The sequence below is a fragment of the Bacteroidales bacterium genome (genome assembly GCA_021648725.1).
In the GTDB taxonomy this organism is placed as follows: domain Bacteria; phylum Bacteroidota; class Bacteroidia; order Bacteroidales; family JAADGE01; genus JAADGE01.
In genome coordinates, this window is the sequence record JAKISF010000047.1 from 1 (window position 1) to 17,463 (window position 17,463).

General features: G+C 31.2%; 14 protein-coding genes. 11 read left to right on the top strand and 3 right to left on the bottom strand.

Annotated elements, in window-relative coordinates; genetic code table 11:
* The first annotated feature begins 319 nt into the window (after positions 1-319).
* The 7 genes from L3J35_12875 (at position 320) to L3J35_12905 (ending at position 7,761) form a co-directional block, all read left to right on the top strand.
* Positions 320-2,023: a DEAD/DEAH box helicase gene (locus L3J35_12875; GenBank protein ID MCF6367076.1), complete on the top strand. Its 1,704-nt coding sequence runs from the start codon at positions 320-322 to the stop codon at positions 2,021-2,023.
* A gap of 146 nt (positions 2,024-2,169) precedes the next feature.
* Positions 2,170-2,724, top strand: coding sequence for a hypothetical protein (locus L3J35_12880; GenBank protein MCF6367077.1), 555 nt, complete (start codon positions 2,170-2,172; stop codon positions 2,722-2,724).
* Between the two features lie 161 nt (positions 2,725-2,885).
* A complete protein-coding gene (locus tag L3J35_12885) occupies positions 2,886-4,127 on the top strand; it encodes a prolipoprotein diacylglyceryl transferase (GenBank protein ID MCF6367078.1) in 1,242 nt (413 codons plus the stop codon).
* Between the two features lie 189 nt (positions 4,128-4,316).
* The gene (locus tag L3J35_12890) at positions 4,317-4,607 is read left to right on the top strand and encodes a helix-turn-helix domain-containing protein (GenBank protein MCF6367079.1); all 291 of its coding nucleotides are present in this window, start codon (positions 4,317-4,319) and stop codon (positions 4,605-4,607) included.
* A gap of 3 nt (positions 4,608-4,610) precedes the next feature.
* On the top strand, positions 4,611-5,669 hold the full coding sequence (locus L3J35_12895) for a site-specific DNA-methyltransferase (protein ID MCF6367080.1): 1,059 nt from the start codon (positions 4,611-4,613) through the stop codon (positions 5,667-5,669).
* Positions 5,662-6,456 (top strand): site-specific DNA-methyltransferase, encoded by a 795-nt coding sequence (locus tag L3J35_12900; protein MCF6367081.1) that lies wholly within the window; start codon positions 5,662-5,664, stop codon positions 6,454-6,456. The genes L3J35_12895 and L3J35_12900 overlap by 8 nt, the downstream gene beginning before the upstream one ends.
* 48 nt (positions 6,457-6,504) lie before the next feature.
* Entirely contained in the window at positions 6,505-7,761 is a 1,257-nt protein-coding gene (locus L3J35_12905) for a hypothetical protein (protein ID MCF6367082.1), read from the top strand.
* Between the two features lie 281 nt (positions 7,762-8,042).
* Here the strand turns inward: L3J35_12905 and L3J35_12910 are convergent, their stop codons facing one another.
* Together L3J35_12910 and L3J35_12915 are read right to left on the bottom strand one after the other, a co-directional pair.
* On the bottom strand, positions 8,043-10,439 hold the full coding sequence (locus tag L3J35_12910; GenBank protein MCF6367083.1) for a penicillin acylase family protein: 2,397 nt from the start codon (positions 10,437-10,439) through the stop codon (positions 8,043-8,045).
* Positions 10,440-10,537: 98 nt separating this feature from the next.
* Positions 10,538-10,756 (bottom strand): DUF2892 domain-containing protein, encoded by a 219-nt coding sequence (locus L3J35_12915; GenBank protein MCF6367084.1) that lies wholly within the window; start codon positions 10,754-10,756, stop codon positions 10,538-10,540.
* Between the two features lie 246 nt (positions 10,757-11,002).
* Between L3J35_12915 and L3J35_12920 the strand changes: the two genes are divergently transcribed.
* From L3J35_12920 to L3J35_12930, 3 genes are all read left to right on the top strand, one after another.
* Complete coding sequence (locus tag L3J35_12920) at positions 11,003-12,322, top strand: outer membrane protein assembly factor (GenBank protein ID MCF6367085.1); 1,320 nt, start codon at positions 11,003-11,005, stop codon at positions 12,320-12,322.
* A 106-nt stretch (positions 12,323-12,428) separates the two neighbouring features.
* Positions 12,429-13,028 carry an FmdE family protein gene (locus L3J35_12925; GenBank protein ID MCF6367086.1) on the top strand — a complete coding sequence of 200 codons (600 nt, stop codon included), beginning with the start codon at positions 12,429-12,431 and terminating at the stop codon, positions 13,026-13,028.
* A gap of 6 nt (positions 13,029-13,034) precedes the next feature.
* A complete protein-coding gene (locus L3J35_12930) occupies positions 13,035-13,376 on the top strand; it encodes a hypothetical protein (GenBank protein MCF6367087.1) in 342 nt (113 codons plus the stop codon).
* 18 nt (positions 13,377-13,394) lie between these two features.
* Here L3J35_12930 and mfd read toward each other — a convergent pair whose 3' ends face one another.
* A complete protein-coding gene (gene mfd / locus L3J35_12935) occupies positions 13,395-16,763 on the bottom strand; it encodes a transcription-repair coupling factor (protein ID MCF6367088.1) in 3,369 nt (1,122 codons plus the stop codon).
* A gap of 130 nt (positions 16,764-16,893) precedes the next feature.
* On the opposite strand from mfd, the gene L3J35_12940 reads away from it, so the two are divergent.
* On the top strand, positions 16,894-17,463 hold a 570-nt coding region (locus L3J35_12940; GenBank protein MCF6367089.1), incomplete at its 3' end, for a hypothetical protein.

Here is a 17,463-nt window from a genome sequence, read left to right on the forward strand (position 1 = left end):
TTATCAAATAAAATCAGCGATATTAATAGCTTGTATAATTTGTTCTAAATTAACAATTTACAATCAAACTAACAACTTTTTTTCATTATTTCGAGCATTTTTTTAACTTCGTAAAGTAGAATTAATACAAATTTTATCTAATTAAGAAATATAAGAAAAAAAAATCAATACTTATTTACTTATTCCTCGTTGCTGTTCTTTGAAAATTTAAGACTATTAAAAATTTTCACGGAATTATTGTTCTTCCGATAATATAATATATATAATTGGTTTATCATAAAAAAGAACTACTTTTGCGGTCTTATCAAAAAAAAAATTCATGCAAAATTTTGAAGAAACGGGTATTAACTCGCAAATAATTAAAGCCATTGCAGAACTCGGCTTTGAAAAACCTACACCTATTCAAGAATTAACAATACCGCATTTACTTGAAAGCAATAAAGATTTAGTTGCATTGGCTCAAACAGGAACAGGAAAAACAGCTGCTTTTTCTCTGCCTATATTAAATCAAATAGACTCAGAAACAGGGAAAACACAAGCGTTAATTCTTTCTCCTACCAGAGAATTATGTATTCAAATAAGTAATGATATAAAAGCATATTCAAAATATTTGAAAAATATAAGAATTGCAACAATTTACGGCGGTGCAAGTGCCGACAAGCAAATTGCCGAACTTAAAAAAGGTTGCCAAATTGTTGTAGGAACTCCCGGTCGTGTTCTTGATATGGTAAAGCGTAAAAAATTAAAAGTAAATAATATAAGTTACCTTATCTTAGATGAAGCAGATGAAATGCTTGACATGGGTTTTAAAGATGAACTTGATGCAATTTTAGAAACAACACCTGACGACAAGCAAACATTACTTTTCTCTGCAACAATGCCTAAAGAAATTGCAAAAATTGCAAGAAAATATATGAATGATGTGGAAGAAATTGCCGTAGGAGACAAAAATAAGGGAGCAGAAAATGTTAATCATCAATATTATTTAACAAAAGCAAAGGACAGATTTAAAGCTTTGAAACGTATTATTGATTCTCATCCTCAAATATACAGTATTGTTTTTTGCAGAACAAGAAGAGATACAAAAGAGGTTGCCGATAAATTAATTGAAAGCGGTTATAATGCAGAAGCACTTCACGGTGATTTATCACAAGCACAAAGAGATTATGTGATGAACCGTTTCAGAACAAAACATATGCAAATATTAGTAGCAACCGATGTTGCTGCCAGAGGTTTGGACGTTGAAAGTTTAACACATGTTATTAATTATAATATTCCGGAAGAACCGAAAATATATATTCACAGAAGCGGAAGAACAGGAAGAGCAGGAAAAACAGGAATTTCAATTTCATTAATCCATTCAAGAGAATTATTTCGCCTTCGTAATATTGAAAAAACAATCGGCAAAAAAATTGTCAGAAAAATGATTCCCGGAGGAAAAGAAATATGTGAACGACAATTATTTGACCAAATTGATAAGATAGAAAAAATAGAAGTTGATAAAGCTCAGATTGATCCGTTTATGGATGTTATTTATAAGAAATTAGAATGGTTAAGTCGTGAAGAATTAATCGACCGTTTTGTTTCTGTTGAATTCACAAGATTCCTGTCGTATTATAAAAATGCTCCGGATTTGAATATTGATGAAAACGCAAAGGATGAAAGAGATGACAAAAGAGGAAAAAGACGTCAACGTGACGGTGATTTCTCAAGATTCTTTATTAATATCGGTTCTAAGAAGAAACTTTCGCCGACTAAATTAATGGGACTGATTAATGAAACAACCAGAAAAAGAGATATTCAAATAGGTAAAATTGATATAATGGACAGTTTTTCTTTTTTTGAAGTTGACAGCTCGTTTGAAAAAGAAGTTTTGGCTGCTTTTACAGATTATAAATATAAAGGAATGAATGTTACGGTTGAACTTTCAAAAGAAAAAAAGTCAAGCGGGGAAAACAGAGGCGGTTCTAAAAAAAGAAGTTATTCTAAGAGAAAACCGGACAGAAGAAAAAGAAAACGATAAAATCATAAAACAAATTAGTTTAAAATAAAGAGATAGGCATTGCTTATCTCTTTTTATTTAATAATTTTGCTCTTAAACTAAATATTTTAAAAACATTTATTTATATTTGTCATACTTCAAAATTCACAAAAGAAAAATTTAATATTATGGAAATAAGCAAACTTACAAATGAAGATAAAGTTTTTATCAGAACTATTTTTAAAGAAATGCGTGAAAAAACAAACAATTTTGCAATTGAAAGAGACTTTGTAATGTCGAATGCTCAGTTGTTTACATTTTTAAGTAATGCTCCCGCAGCTTTAGCAATTGCAAGTGACGGAACAGTTGATACTGAAGAAATTGCAGCATTAGAAAAACTATCTCGTTCAATAGATGTATATATAACTGTAAGTATAGAACTTATGGAAATGATGGCTGTTGCATTCGAACCTGAAAATGTAATGTCAAATGAAGAATTTAATATGCGAGTAGGTTCTGAACTTTTATTTTTAAGCCGTAATATGCAAAAATATGAGGAGAACTTTATTGCTGCTATAAAAGCATTATTAACATTTGATTTTAATCCTGAAAAAGACGGTTCGTTAACTTCTTCTTTCAGTATGCTTATGAATACAATGATTGAAAATAATGTAAGTAAAAATAAAGAAGCAGAATTGAAAAAAATGAATGAATTTAAAGCTAAAATCGGTATTGCTTCATAATCATTTAAGATTTAGATATTATAAACTCCGAATTATTTAAACTTATTCGGAGTTTTTTCTTTTTATAAACCGTAATTATTTAAAAATTTATACTTTCGCAATCTGTTTAGTTTCATATTAACAGTTAAACAATCTAAAAAAAATAATTTAAAAAAATAAAAATGTATCCTACTTTAAGCGAATTTTTAAAAGATGTTTTCGGAATAGATATTCCTTTACCGGTTCAATCATACGGGCTTTTTGTTGCAATTGCTTTTCTTGTCGGAATTTGGATAATGATAAAAGAAATGAAGAGAAAAGAAAAACAAGGGCTTTTTACGGCATCCGAAAAAAAAGTATTTGTAGGTGCTCCCGCAAAACCTAAAGATTTAATAATATCAGGGATTGTAGGTTTTATTATCGGTTACAAATTACTTGACATAGTATTAAGATATTCACTTTTTGTTGATAATCCCGGTGATTTTATTCTTTCAACCGACGGAAATTTTATAGGAGGAATTTTAGGAGCCGGACTGTCAATATTTTTTACATGGAGAGATAAAGAAAAACAAAAATTAGATAAACCCCTTTGGGAAACAAAAAATGTATTTCCGCATGAACTTGCCGGGCATATTTTATTTATTGCAGGTGTTGTAGGTTTGCTCGGAGCAAAAATATTTCATAATTTAGAAAATTGGGACGATTTAGTTGCAGACCCGATAGGAGCATTGCTTACTTTCAGCGGACTGTCATTTCTGGGCGGTCTGATACTTGGCGGTGTTGCAATAATATGGTTTTTGAAGAAAAGAAAAATTAGTGTAATACATTTTGCCGATGTTGCCGCAATTGTTTTGCCCTTAGGTTATGCAATAGGAAGATTGGGATGCCAAGTTGCCGGCGACGGCTGTTGGGGTGTTTATAACGAAGCATTTGCAAACCCGGGTACAATACCTGCCGCAGCATACGAATTAGGACATGTTGCATCTTTTGCACCGCCTGAATGGTTAAGCTTTTTACCTGATTGGTTATTTGCATACAGCTATCCTCATAATATTAACAATGAAGGCATTTTAATGGCAAATTGCACATGGGAACATTGCCACGCCCTTGCAGCTCCTGTTTTTCCTACTCCTTTGTATGAAACAACAATGATGCTTATTGTTTTCTTCATACTTTATAAAATAAGAAAGAAAATTAAAATACCGGGAATGTTATTTACGATATATTTTATTTTTGCCGGTCTTGAACGCTTTCTTATTGAAAAAATAAGAGTAAACAACATTTATAAAATCGGAAATATTGAAATAACACAGGCTGAACTTATTTCATCGTTTATGATGATAATAGGAATTGCAGCCGTTATTTACCTTCTTAAAAATAAGGAAAAGATGATTGCAAAATTCGGAAATTCTGCTGAAGTATAGAGAAAATTGTGTATATACTATTGTTGGGCATCATACTGAGCCAACCGCACATTTTACACATTTGTTTTTTTGCCTACGCTCAATATCCAACGCTAAAAAAATAAAAGAGTAAATTTTTCCACGCTCAAAGAAAAATTCAAAAAAAAACATTATATTTGACCAGAATTAGTCAAGTCTAAATTTGGTAAAATGACACTTGGACAAAAAATAAAAGAATTAAGAGAATCTACAGGAATGTTTCAGAGACAGCTTGCTGCAATACTTGAAATCGGAGACGGCTTTTTAAGTAAAGTTGAAAGTGACCAAAAAGCCTTAAAGCGTGAACACCTAAAAACAATAAGCAATACATTCAATTGCTCTTTTTCGGAATTAGAAGCTTTGTGGATTGGCTCGAAAGTTTATGACATCGTTAAAGACGAAAAAGAAGGGATGAACGCACTGAAAGTTGCTGAAGAACAAATGAAATACGAGAAGAAATAATAAATGAAATATCAACTATATAAAAAGGATAGAAAAGAAGTTGTTCCTGTTAAAGAGGTTAAACTTAATAAACTTGCAAGAGTCAAACTCAACGAGATTTTTGAAAAAAGAGTTGAATTGAGAATACCAAGTAGATTTATTGAAGATTGGGAAGAAGTTGCATTATTTCATTCAAAAGGAGATGTTGAAAGAGCAAATGCAATTCTATTTCCTAAAGAGAAATCAGCTTTTGCTTTGAATAATAGTTTAAATGATTTTACTGCTAAAGAATGGTTACCTGAAACAATAACGGTCTTTAGTCAAAAAGGATTAGGTGCTGGCAATAAAAATGCACAAATAGAAAAACAGCATCCTGCCCCTTTTTCTTTTCAGGATGTTGGCAAACTTATTCAATTTTTTTCTAAAGAAAATGACAAAGTTCTTGACCCATTTTCAGGAGTTGCATCAACTGTAAAGGCTTGTGTATTCTATAACAGAGTTGGCTATGGAATAGAATTAAACCCTAAATATCACGATTTAGGACTGCAACGAATTGAATTAGAAATTCCAGATGATTTTCCTCTAAAGAACAAGCAAATTTTAATAAATGGAAATAGTCAAAAAGAGATTAAAAAGTTTAAAAAAAATCAATTTGACTTTATTGTAACAAGTCCACCATATTGGGACATTTTAGAAACCGTTGACCATAAAGGTAAAGAGCGGATTGATAATGATTTAGACCATAAGTATAGTGAGGATAATGAGGACCTTGCAAATATTGAAGATTATGACAAATTCTTATCAACACTTACAAAGTTTTTCAACGATTGTTCAAAGCCTCTAAAGCCTAAAAAGTATATGTGTGTAATTGTTAGCGACTTTAGAAAAAAAGAAAAATACTATACATTTCACGCAGATTTAGCGAATGCATTGGAGAAAAAAGGAAATTTTGTATTAAAAGGAATTAGAATATTATACCAAAGGCATAAAAGTATTTATCCTTACGGTTATCCTTTTTCATTCGTTCCAAATATGCACCATCAAAACGTTTTAATTTTCCAAAATATCAAGAAAGATGATTGAGATAAACAAAATACATTACGGAGACTGTATCAAGCAAATGCAGAAATTAGAAAACGAATCTATTGATTTAATAATCGCTGACCCACCTTATAATTTAAACAAGGATTTTGGAAATTCTTCTGATAATTGGAATGATGTAGATGGTTGGATTAAATGGTCAAAAAAATGGCTTGATGTAGCAATTACAAAATTAAAACCAACAGGTTCAATTTTCATTTATGGTATACACCATTATTTATGTCATCTTCACGTTTATCTTTATCAAAAAGATTTAAAATACAGAAGGCAAATAATTTGGCATTATGAAAACAGCTTTTCTGGTTATAAAAATTCGCCTTCGGCAAATTACGAACCAATACTTTGGTTTTCAAAAACAGATGATTACACGTATCATCAAATAAGAGAGCCATACAAAAGCACAGAAAGATTAAAAAATAAAATAACCAAAAACGGAAAAGTTTGGACACCACATCCAGATGGGAAACATGCTGGAGATGTATGGAATATTCCGGTTTTAGCAGGAAATAGATTTGCGAATGAAAAAGTCGACCATCCAACACAAAAACCATTAGCCATTTGCGATAGAATTATAAAACATTTCTCAAATGAAAATGAGTTAGTTCTAATTCCTTTTGGTGGTTCTGGTAGTGAATGTGTTAGTGCTCTAAAAAACAATAGAAACTTTATTGCATTCGAAAAAAACAGAGACTACATTAAAATTGCAAATAATCGCTTGAAAGGTTTAAATATCAATAATCAAATTGAGATAGAAATTAATATGAGATAGAAATTAATATAAATGGTATATTAGCAGAAATTTAATTCCTGTTAATCAATGAAAAATTTTCCTCATCAATTTAATGACCTTACCAAAATATTTAACGCCTTATTAACTATAAAACAGCTGATAGATGAAGAAACAGCCCTAAAAGACGAAAATTTTGGAGAACTTTTAACAAGAAACTTAATCTACACATATAGAGATAAAACACTATCTGTTGATGAATTTCTTGCTTTGGAAGAAGGAAAACCAAAAGCAAATAGAGGTTACTTAACAGTTGCGAGAGATATTAGACGTTTATTTGAGCTTCTTGGTTTTTTAACTGTTTTCGAAGATAAGTCTGGAACTTTAAGTTCACAGGCAATACAGTTGCTTGCTTCACCAAATGAAGAAATAAAAAAAGAATTGTGGAAAAATTCATTTTTACAATTAGGTTTAGAAGGAACAGATGGAGAAATAAGTCATCCTTATAGAATCTTACTTAAACTTGTCCAAGATAAACCTGGAATAGAGACAAAAAAATTAATGCTGGCTCTTGAAGCGGAAAATGATTCAATTGAAGAATATGAGAGGATTATTGACCTTTCCGAATCATCAATAGAAGAAATTCTTGAATCTACAGGAACTTCTGAATCAATGGCGAGAAATGCTGTTAAAATTCTTCCCGGAATTGCAGAACAATTAGGAGATATTGCAAGAAGAGGAAATAATGCTTTTCCAATAGGTAGAGTTGTTATTACAGAAGATGAAATTTCTACAGAAATACCACCTGAAGCAACAAATGCAGAAGGAGTTCCATATTCGCAATACAGACCTGTAACTTCAGGTACAATTGCGGTTGACCCAATTTTTAATACAATTTCATCCGTAAGTATAGATTATACAGAATCAATTAGAATTCGTCAGAAACGTTTAGCACAACATCAAGAAATTGTAAGACAACTTGGACTGTTCTGTGAAGAAAAAGCATTTGAACTTTATGAAGGAAAGTTCGATTGTTTGTCTACAATGGAAGAAACAGCTTTAGTTTTTGAAATTAAAACTATTTTAAGTTCCATGTCTGACCAAGAAAAGCAGACAATTAAAGGAGTTGGGCAGCTTAAGTACTATAAGTTTTCAATTGTCAACAAACAAATGGAATACGAGGACATAAAAGAATTTTTAGTCTATTCTCAAAAACCACAATTTTGTTTAATTGAATTTTGTACAGCTGAAAATATAAAAGTTGTTTGGTTGGAAGATGGAACGTTTAGAATTTATGATTCTGTTTCGAATGAGGATATTGATTTTGAACCTTTAGATTTTGTATAAAAAGTCAACGCTTAAAGCTATACACATTTGCAATCTCTCAAGCCAACGCTCAAGCCAAAATTGCAAAAGAGTATGTCTTTGCCAACGCTTTCAACAGAATGGAAAATAAAGTACGAAAACACAACAACGTGTATAAATCATTGGGCAATAAGTGGTTAAATGGAATTTATAGATATAAATAAACATTACAGTAAACTGAAAATGAAGTGATTTGAAATGCCCAACGCTTCATACACAAACTGTCCCCAATGCCAAAATATCTAGGATACCTGTTAGAATAATCATTTTTCACTGAAAAAAGCAATATAAACAGCATTTTTTTTAATCTTTTTTAAACTGATATAATCCGGATGATATTCTCCATTAATATACATATCCGTTTGGTCGCAATAATGCTTGCTTGCAGGTATTCCGCTTACTCCTGTCGGTATAATGCTGTATGATTCATCATAGTTTGCAGTATTATATATATGTCTGTGAGATGCACCGTGATTTGCAATATAAGGGTCTTTAAAATCATAAGAATACGGACTTACGGTATGATAACTTCCGCCCGCTCTTAATGTTCTGTTTAAATTAAATGCAAAATCTAACATTTTAACTTTTCCCAAAGGTTGTATTAATGCTAATTTATGAATATCTCCCCATTTAGTTTCTGTAATATTTTTACTGTATTTTTCTTTAAATTCGGGAATCAGTTCTTTAAAAGATTTTTGTATAATATCTTCTAATGTTTCGGTTTCTTTTGTGTTAACATCATCACACCATACTGAACCTTCATTTTTTATTACTTTATCTGTTAAATAGTTAGTCAGTAAATCCATTTTTAGAAATTCTTCATATAATGTATCTCCCATTTCGTCTTTCATAATATTTTTGCTGAAAATAATATAATATTCTTCAAAAATTAAAGGAGCAACTTCGTCTTTTGAATATACATTATCCCAATTTTTCAATAAATCAAAAGCTTTCTGCTCATCCGACGTTAATTTTTTCATATTTTTAACATACTTTAAAATAACAGGTTTCATATCATCTGTTAATACGGAATGTTGGTCGTTTTGCATCTTTTTAAAATCATCAATCGATAATTTATCTTTTGCCGTCAGCATTTGTTCTATTCTGTTTGCTCTGTTAGGAAGGTCAAACCATTCGCTTATATAGTAAGGGGAATCATTGCCTGTTGTTCTGTTGTTTGCCGAAAATACATATCCGCATTCGGGGTTATATATGTAGGGCAAAGAATCAAACGGAACAAAACTGTTCCAATCATAAAGGCTTGTGTCACCGGGGAAAAATAAATATCCGGGTGCTTTTCTTTCAGGAATTCCGGCACAACACTGTATTCCTATGTTGCCTTTTGTATCTGCATAAGCAATATTCTGACTTACAGATTTAAAACTGCTCACGGCATCTCTGAATTCTGTCCAATTTTTAGCCCTGTTAAGCATATAAACGGCTCGAAGTTCATTACTTCGTTCATTTCCTATCCAGTGCATTGAAATACTGTTGTTTTCAATTTCTTTAAATTCATTTATTATCGGTCCTCTGTGCGTAAAACGAATTTCCTTTTCAACAGGTTTCTCTTCTCCTTTGACATTAATAAGTTCTTTTCTTACTTCCATATCTTTCCATTCTCCGTCATATTTATATTGATTTTTATTATCAGGATTAATTTTTTCTATATAAAAATCTGCTCCGTCCAGCATAACATTCGTCATTCCCCAAGAAATATCGGCATTATGCCCTGCAATAACAAAAGGTTGCCCGGGTAAAATTACACCCGTAACATCAAGTTTTCCTTCAACATGTTGGTGTATTTGCGACCAAATACCGGGAACCATTAATCCGAGGTGCATATCATTTGCAAAAATAGGCATTCCGGTAGTGCTTTTTTTACCTGCAACAACCCAATTGTTACTTGCTCTGAATACAGGAGGAGCAATCTTATTAATTTTACGAATACTTGATATTAGATTAGTATCGACAAGTATTTCGTTAAGTTCAAAGTCGGGGTAAACTTGTGTTTTCTGTAAAGATAAATCAGGTAATAATTCTTTAAATTTTGCCTCACTTACTTTATTTCTTACTTTATAAATAATTGACTCTGTTCCCCACCCCGTTTCAAGATTCCAAGCCATGTAACCTATTAAGTTTAAGGAATGTATCGGCTTCCATTTTTCCGGTTTATACCCGAGAATTCTGAATTCAAAAGATAAATTGTCATTATAATCTTCAATATATTGATTTACGCCGTCTGCAAAATTTTCTAAAGCTTTTAACATTTCAGGGCTTATTTCTTCCAATACCATTTCAGATTTTTCGGCCATTCGCAAAGAACGAAGAATAACATCTGATTTTATCATATCCTCTCCGAATATTTCAGATAATCTGCCTTGCGTAACTCTTCTCAGTAAATCCATTTGCCACATTCTGTCTTGTGCAGAAATATATCCGGTAACTTTATATAAATCTTCTTCATTTTCGGCAAAAACATGAGGAACTCCGAAATTATCCCTGTAAACAGTAACTTCACTTTTTAAACCTTCAATTTTAACTTCTTCGTTATAATTTACTAATCCGGAACTTTTTATATTATTAATAAACATATATGCTGCAATTGCAACAATAAAAATAAACATGAATACAATAATTAAAATTTTTCTCCTCTTTTTCATGATTTTAAACTTTATGTAAATGAAAATATCATTCAAATATAAAAAAAAGCATTCTTTTTAACGAGAATGCTCTTAATTTTATTTTTTTTTAATAAAATTTACCGGGACTTTGCTTTTTTCATCGGGCAAGAACTAAATCCGAAAACTGTGTATAATCCGCAGAAACTTATAAGTGCCGTCATTAATGCAATACCTGCAACAACAAGGAATACAATTCCGAGAGTTCCTGTTACTACATCTGTAAAAAACAGAGTAACTAATATTGCCGCAATTATTATTCTTACAATTTTATCTATTTTTCCAACATTTCTTTTCATGATATTTTATTTTAATGTTATTTAATACCACAAAAATACGAGGCAATTATACCTTATCCGGTAACTTTTATCACAATCAGTTATTTTTCGGCAAATTATTTATTTTAAAGATTAATACAGAAAATTAATGAATTTATTTTAGATTTGTGTAGATATGTTAAAAATAAAAAATATTAAGCACACATGACAAATCAATCTTAACACACAAATTGTTAAATATTAACTAATTATAAAAAATTTAAACACATGAAAAAGTTATTCTTTCTGACAGCTATTCTGTTTTTATTTTCCGCATCGTTTGCACAAAAAGACAGCACCAAAACAGAAAAAGTAAAAACCGGTTTTAGTATGGGAGGTGTTCCCGTTGTTGCCTATGATGCAGATACGGGCTTTAAATACGGCGGTTTGGTAAACTTATATCATTACGGAGACGGTACTAATTATCCTAATTACAACCATTCTTTATATATGGAATGGTCAAGAACAACAAAAGGAAGCGGTATTAACAGATTAACCTATGATGCTTTAACTTTAATTCCGAAAACAAGAGTTACTTTGGATGTAGCTTATTTAACAGAGCAAGCTCTTAACTTTTACGGTTTTAACGGTTATGAATCTTTCTATAACGCAGATTTTGAAACTACAGACCATGCAGACTATATTTCAAGAATGTATTACAGGCATTCCAGAAAACTTTTTCTTACAACGCTTGATTTTCAGGGAGATATAACAGGCAAAGAACTAAGATGGCTTGCAGGTTTTGCACATTACAGAGCAACAATAGGAACAGTTGACATTGACAGGCTTAACGAAGGAAACACAGAAAACCTTTTGCCGGATACAGCCTCATTATACGACAAGTATGTTAATTGGGGAATTATTCCTGCCGACCAAGCAACCGGCGGTAATGTTACATATTTAAAAGCCGGTGTGGTATATGATACAAGAGATAATGAAGCAAATCCGAATAAAGGACTATGGTCAGAAGCTTTAATATTAAATGCTCCGGAATTTCTCGGCAATGACTACGGATATACAAAATTATTATTAACCCACAGACAGTATTTAACTTTAATTCCGGATAGATTATCATTTGCTTATCGTTTAAGTTATCAAACAAAAATTGCAGGAACAATGCCTTTTTACATGTTACCTTATGCAATTGATTCAAAAGCAACAAGAGACGGTCTCGGCGGTTCTAAAAACATAAGAGGAGTATTAAGAAACAGGGTTGTGGGTGACGGTGTAGCTTTCGGCAACTTTGAACTTCGTTCTAAATTTTTAAAAACTGTAATATTTAACCAAAACTTTTATCTCGGTTTAAATGCTTTTCTTGATATGGGAACGGTTACAAAACCCTATGAATTACCTGTTGATATAAATACATTAACTTCAGGACAACAAAATATATTAAATTATAATAATGAAGGTGTTCATATAAGTTACGGAGGCGGAATTCGATTTGTTATTAACAGTAACTTTATTATTGCTGTTGATTACGGAATGGCTGCAAAAAAAGATGACGGAACAAAAGGAATGTATATCGGGTTGAATTATTTATTTTAAAAATACACAATATTTTTGTGAATATTCCGGTTATTATATGCAAGAAACACTGCCTGCTTAAAAGGTAGTGTTTTTCTTAATTAACTTATTAATACAAATATTATTTATGAAATACCCTGATTTTTTCGATAAAGTAAAAACAATAAAAGTTAAAGATGAACTTTCCGGTTTTCTCGGAACATTTGAAGAAGGAATTATTGAATACTCTTACACAGAAATTGTTAAAGCAGCCGGGCACAGTTGCCCTACGGTTGCAGGTGCATATATTATGTGTGCAAAAGCACTTGAAAAATTGTATCCTGATAATCTTCCTATAAGAGGACAAATAAAAGTTGAATTTAAAAACTCAATTACCGAAGGCGTAACCGGGGTAATTTCAAATGTAATAAGCCATATAACCGGAGCAACGGCAAAAAGCGGTTTTAAAGGAATAGCCGGTAATTTTGCCAGACATTCACTATTAAGCTTTGATGCAGAAATAAAAGGTGAAGTCAGATTTACAAGAACAGATAATAATGCTTTTGCTGATGTAATATACAACCCTGTGATACCGCCAAAAGAAGAAATGCAAATGTTAATGCAAAAAAGTATTTCAGGGCAAGCATCAAAATCAGAAAAAAATAAATTTTCTGAACTTTGGCAAGCACGTGTTGAAGAAATAATAATTAATAATTTTGACAATCCTGAAGTCGTTATATTTATTTAAAATTCTATGAAAGTTTTAAGTTTTATCCCTGTTATTTTAAGTTTTATTATTTTAGCTGCTCATTTTTCAAGAGCAGGGCATAGTATTTTGGCTCTTTTAAGCTTAATACTACCTTTTTTGCTGTTTATAAAAAAATCATGGGTTGCAAGACTTATCCAAATTGCACTAATTATTGGTGCTGCGGAGTGGGTAAGAGTTATATTTGAATATGTGGAAATCCGTAAATATTACGGGGCGGACTGGACAAGATTAGCAATAATACTTTCTTCGGTTGCTGTTTTCACGCTTCTTTCTGCACTTATTTTCCAAAATAAATCAATGAAAAGAATTTATAAATTAAGTAAATAACTTCGACAAACAATTGTTTTATAGCTTTGCATCCTGTATTACACCCAATACAGCAATTGCATCTTTTATTGATTTTATATCTTGAAAGCTCATGGTAAGTTTATCCTTGCGTTCTTTTAAAGATGTTTTCTTCGGATATTTTTGTAGAAAGTTCAGTACAGAAGTAAAAATATCCGATTCATAAAACATTGATTCTTGGTCTGATACAAGATAACAAACCATTTTTCCGTTGCGAAGTAATATTTTTTCCATACCCAAAGTCATAGCTTTTTTTCTTAATCGAACGGCATTCAATAATTCTTTGCTTGCTTTCGGAATTGTTCCGAAACGATCTTTTAATTCATTCTCAAACAATTGTAATTCTTGTTCTTCTTTTATGCTGTCTAACTTTTTATATAATCGCAAACGTTCTTCTGTATTTTCGATATAAGTCTCCGGAAAACGAACTTCTAAGTCTGTATCAATATGGCAATCTCTTACAAATATAACATCTTCTTGATTTATTTCTGCCGGAGCTTTTTTATTTTGCTTAAAAAGTTCTTTAAATTCTTCCTCACGAAGCTCGTGCATTGCTTCATCCAAAATTTTGTGGTATGTTTCGTAACCGATGTCCGAAATAAAACCGCTTTGTTCACCTCCCAGCATATTTCCGGCACCTCTTATATCAAGGTCTTGCATAGCAATATTAAATCCGCTGCCCAGTTCCGAAAATGTTTCAACAGCTTTTAATCTTTGCCTTGCTTCATTAGTTAATGTTGAAAGAGGCGGAGCAAGAAGATAGCAAAATGCTTTTCTGTCGGAACGCCCTACCCTGCCCCGAAGTTGATGCAAATCGCTCAACCCGAAGTTTTGAGCATTGTTTATGATAATTGTATTTGCATTAGAAATATCTAAACCGGATTCAATAATTGTAGTTGCAATAAGCACCCCGTAATCTTCATTAATAAAACCGGTCATTATTTTTTCCAATTCTTGCGGTTTCATTCTTCCGTGCATAACGGCAGTTCTGATATTCGGATTTAATCTGTTAAGTAAAGATTCTATTTCATAAATTGTATCAATTCGGTTATGTATAAAAAATACTTGTCCGTTTCTGCGAAATTCATATTCAAGAGCTTCCTTAATTACCTCTTTATCAAATCTTAAAAGCTCTGTATGAATTGGTTGTCTGTTAGGAGGCGGTGTATTTATAATTGATAAATCTCTTGCTCCCAATAAAGAAAATTGTAAAGTTCTCGGAATAGGTGTTGCGGTTAAAGTTAAAGTATCAACATTTACTTTCAGAGCTTTTAACTTTTCTTTTACGGCAACTCCGAATTTTTGCTCCTCATCAATAACCATCAAACCTAAATCTTTAAATTTTACGTCTTTGCTGACAATTCTGTGAGTTCCTATTATTATATCTATTTCACCTGATGCTAATCTTTTTAACGTTTCGTTTTGCTGTGCAGAACTTTTTAAGCGACTTATAAAATCAACATTACAAGGCAATTCTTTAAAACGCGTAACAAAAGTTTTAAAATGTTGCAAAGTTAAAACCGTTGTGGGAACTAAAACAGCAACTTGTTTATTATCTGCAACTGCTTTAAAAGCTGCTCGAATTGCAATTTCCGTTTTTCCGAAACCCACATCTCCGCACACTAATCTGTCCATAGGAACGGCCGACTCCATATCCTCTTTAACAGCATCAATTGCTTTTCGTTGATCCGGTGTATCTTCAAAAATAAAAGACGATTCCAATGCATGCTGCAAATATGTATCTTGCGAAAATGCAAAGCCTTTTTCTTGTTTTCGCTTGGCATATAAAGCAATTAATTCACGTGCAATATCTTTAACACGGCTTTTTGTTTTCTTTTTAACTTTTTGCCAAACATTTGAACCTAATTTATGAATTCTCGGATGTGTTCCTTCCTTGCCTTTATATTTTGATATTTTATGAAGATTATGAATATTTACTAAAAGAATATCATTATCCTTATAAACCAACCGTATTGCTTCTTGCTTATTTCCGTTATTATCAACCGTTTGCAACCCCCCGAATCTTCCTATGCCGTGGTCGGAATGAACAACAAAATCACCTGCCTGCAAATTGTTTATTTCTCTTAATGTAAGTGTTTCTTTGTTTTTATGATAAACCTCAGAACGCAATATAAACTTATGATAACGCCCGTAAATTTGATGCTCGGTATAACAATTTATTTTTAAATCATCATCGGAAAAACCTTCATGCAAAATACCTTCGCATACGTCAAAACTGTTTTCAATTTTTTCTTTTGCATCAGATATTTCGGTTGCTTCAAGTATTTCGTCAGATTGTATAATTTCTTTCAGCCTTTCTGTTTGACTTGTATTCTTAGAAATTACATAAGATTTAAAATTTTGCTCTTTAAAATCAATTAATTGTTTTACAAGCAAATCAAAATTCTTATTTAATTGGTTGTGCTTTCTTATACTAAACGTGATATTACTTTCGGAATTAAAATATGAATTCGGAGAAAACTCAACAGTTTTAAACTTATTAAAATCGTTTATTGTTTCATCGAAAGAAATCAATCCGTTATAATTTTCAGTTGTGGGAATATTTTTAACAACATCAAAAAAATATAAAAAATCATCAGACCAAATAATTGTTTCTTTAGAAATAAATTTAAAGAACGAAACTTTATTTTTAATATCAGTACTCAACTGAATATCTGATACTATTGAAATTCTACTCATTTTTGCTTTCGATAGTTGCGAAACTGTATCGAATGTACGAATAGACTCAATTTCTTCATCAAAAAAATCAATTCTGTACGGATAATCATTTGAATATGAAAATATATCAACGATACTTCCTCGAACGGCAAATTGTCCGGGTTCAAAAACAAAATCTACAAGTTCAAAGCCGTATTCAATAAGCATTTCTTTTATAAAATCAATCGGAACTTCTTCTCCTTTTGTGAGTTCCAAGGTATTGTCTTTTAATTCATCTTTATTTGTAACTTTTTCAAGAAGTGCCTCCGGATATGTAACAATTATACATGATTTGCAAGTTTGCAAGTTATTTAATACTTCGGTTCGCATTATTACGCTGCCGTCGTCAAATTTTGCGGAAGTACTTTTTATTACCGACCTTTTATAGGATGACGGAAAAAACAAAATATCTTTTCCCGGTAATAATTCTTTTAGGTCATTTTGAAAATATGCAGCTTTTTCTTTGTCAGACAGAATAAAAAGATAAGATTTTTTCTGTAATTTTATAATTTCAGATGCAAACATACCGGAAGATGAACCCACAAGACCCTTTAAATGAATATTTTGAGTTTCATTTCCATTTATCAGATTATTGACTTTACTAAAAGCCGGATGCTCAGAATATTTATATGCAATTTCGGGTAACTTCAATTTTTTTTCAATTGAGTTTGCAAATATAATTTTATAAGTATAAATATCACATAAAATAACAGTTGGAATTTTGAACAGAATTTTTAAATTTGTACAATCTCAGTTTTTATATTTTATACAAAACATTTTAATGCCCCGAAATAAATTTTTAATAACATCTCTGTTAATCGTTTTAAGTTTCGGTTCCTTATTTTCTCAAAAGCCATATTTCATTGAAAAAAGTCCTAAAAAAGGAGAAGGTATTTATGCATTTCTCAGAAGATATAATTTAAATGATAACTCATGTCATTTAACAAAATTTCTAAAACTTAATAATATCACTAAAAGCTCTCAACTTCATTTTGATAAAAAATATAAACTGCCCATTTTAATATATCAATATAACGGAAAAAGTATCAGAACAACAATAGGCAATAACGATTATCAACTTGCACTTCGAATTCAAAAATACAACAACTTCCTATTAAAGAACAACTTACGGTTGACTGAATATACAAAATCAAAAATACTTTGGGTAAGGTACGGTGATTTAAATTGCCCTGATAATATTGCTCCGCTTGAAGATGAAGAGAAAACAACAAATAATCTCGGCAGTAAAACAGAAGTTCTTTTCGGAAAAAAATACGAAAAAGTTACGATTAAAGATAAATCTTTGAAAAACAGAGTTTTTTATATTGTAAGCGGACACGGCGGACCTGAC

What these genes read in the sequence shown, in the direction of transcription:
- L3J35_12875 (MCF6367076.1), top strand. Translation starts at nt 320, where the DNA reads ATGCAAAATTTTGAAGAAACGGGTATTAACTCGCAAATAATTAAAGCC.
- L3J35_12880 (MCF6367077.1), top strand. Translation starts at nt 2,170, where the DNA reads ATGGAAATAAGCAAACTTACAAATGAAGATAAAGTTTTTATCAGAACT.
- L3J35_12885 (MCF6367078.1), top strand. Translation starts at nt 2,886, where the DNA reads ATGTATCCTACTTTAAGCGAATTTTTAAAAGATGTTTTCGGAATAGAT.
- L3J35_12890 (MCF6367079.1), top strand. Translation starts at nt 4,317, where the DNA reads ATGACACTTGGACAAAAAATAAAAGAATTAAGAGAATCTACAGGAATG.
- L3J35_12895 (MCF6367080.1), top strand. Translation starts at nt 4,611, where the DNA reads ATGAAATATCAACTATATAAAAAGGATAGAAAAGAAGTTGTTCCTGTT.
- L3J35_12900 (MCF6367081.1), top strand. Translation starts at nt 5,662, where the DNA reads ATGATTGAGATAAACAAAATACATTACGGAGACTGTATCAAGCAAATG.
- L3J35_12905 (MCF6367082.1), top strand. Translation starts at nt 6,505, where the DNA reads ATGAAAAATTTTCCTCATCAATTTAATGACCTTACCAAAATATTTAAC.
- L3J35_12910 (MCF6367083.1), bottom strand. Translation starts at nt 10,439, where the DNA reads ATGAAAAAGAGGAGAAAAATTTTAATTATTGTATTCATGTTTATTTTT.
- L3J35_12915 (MCF6367084.1), bottom strand. Translation starts at nt 10,756, where the DNA reads ATGAAAAGAAATGTTGGAAAAATAGATAAAATTGTAAGAATAATAATT.
- L3J35_12920 (MCF6367085.1), top strand. Translation starts at nt 11,003, where the DNA reads ATGAAAAAGTTATTCTTTCTGACAGCTATTCTGTTTTTATTTTCCGCA.
- L3J35_12925 (MCF6367086.1), top strand. Translation starts at nt 12,429, where the DNA reads ATGAAATACCCTGATTTTTTCGATAAAGTAAAAACAATAAAAGTTAAA.
- L3J35_12930 (MCF6367087.1), top strand. Translation starts at nt 13,035, where the DNA reads ATGAAAGTTTTAAGTTTTATCCCTGTTATTTTAAGTTTTATTATTTTA.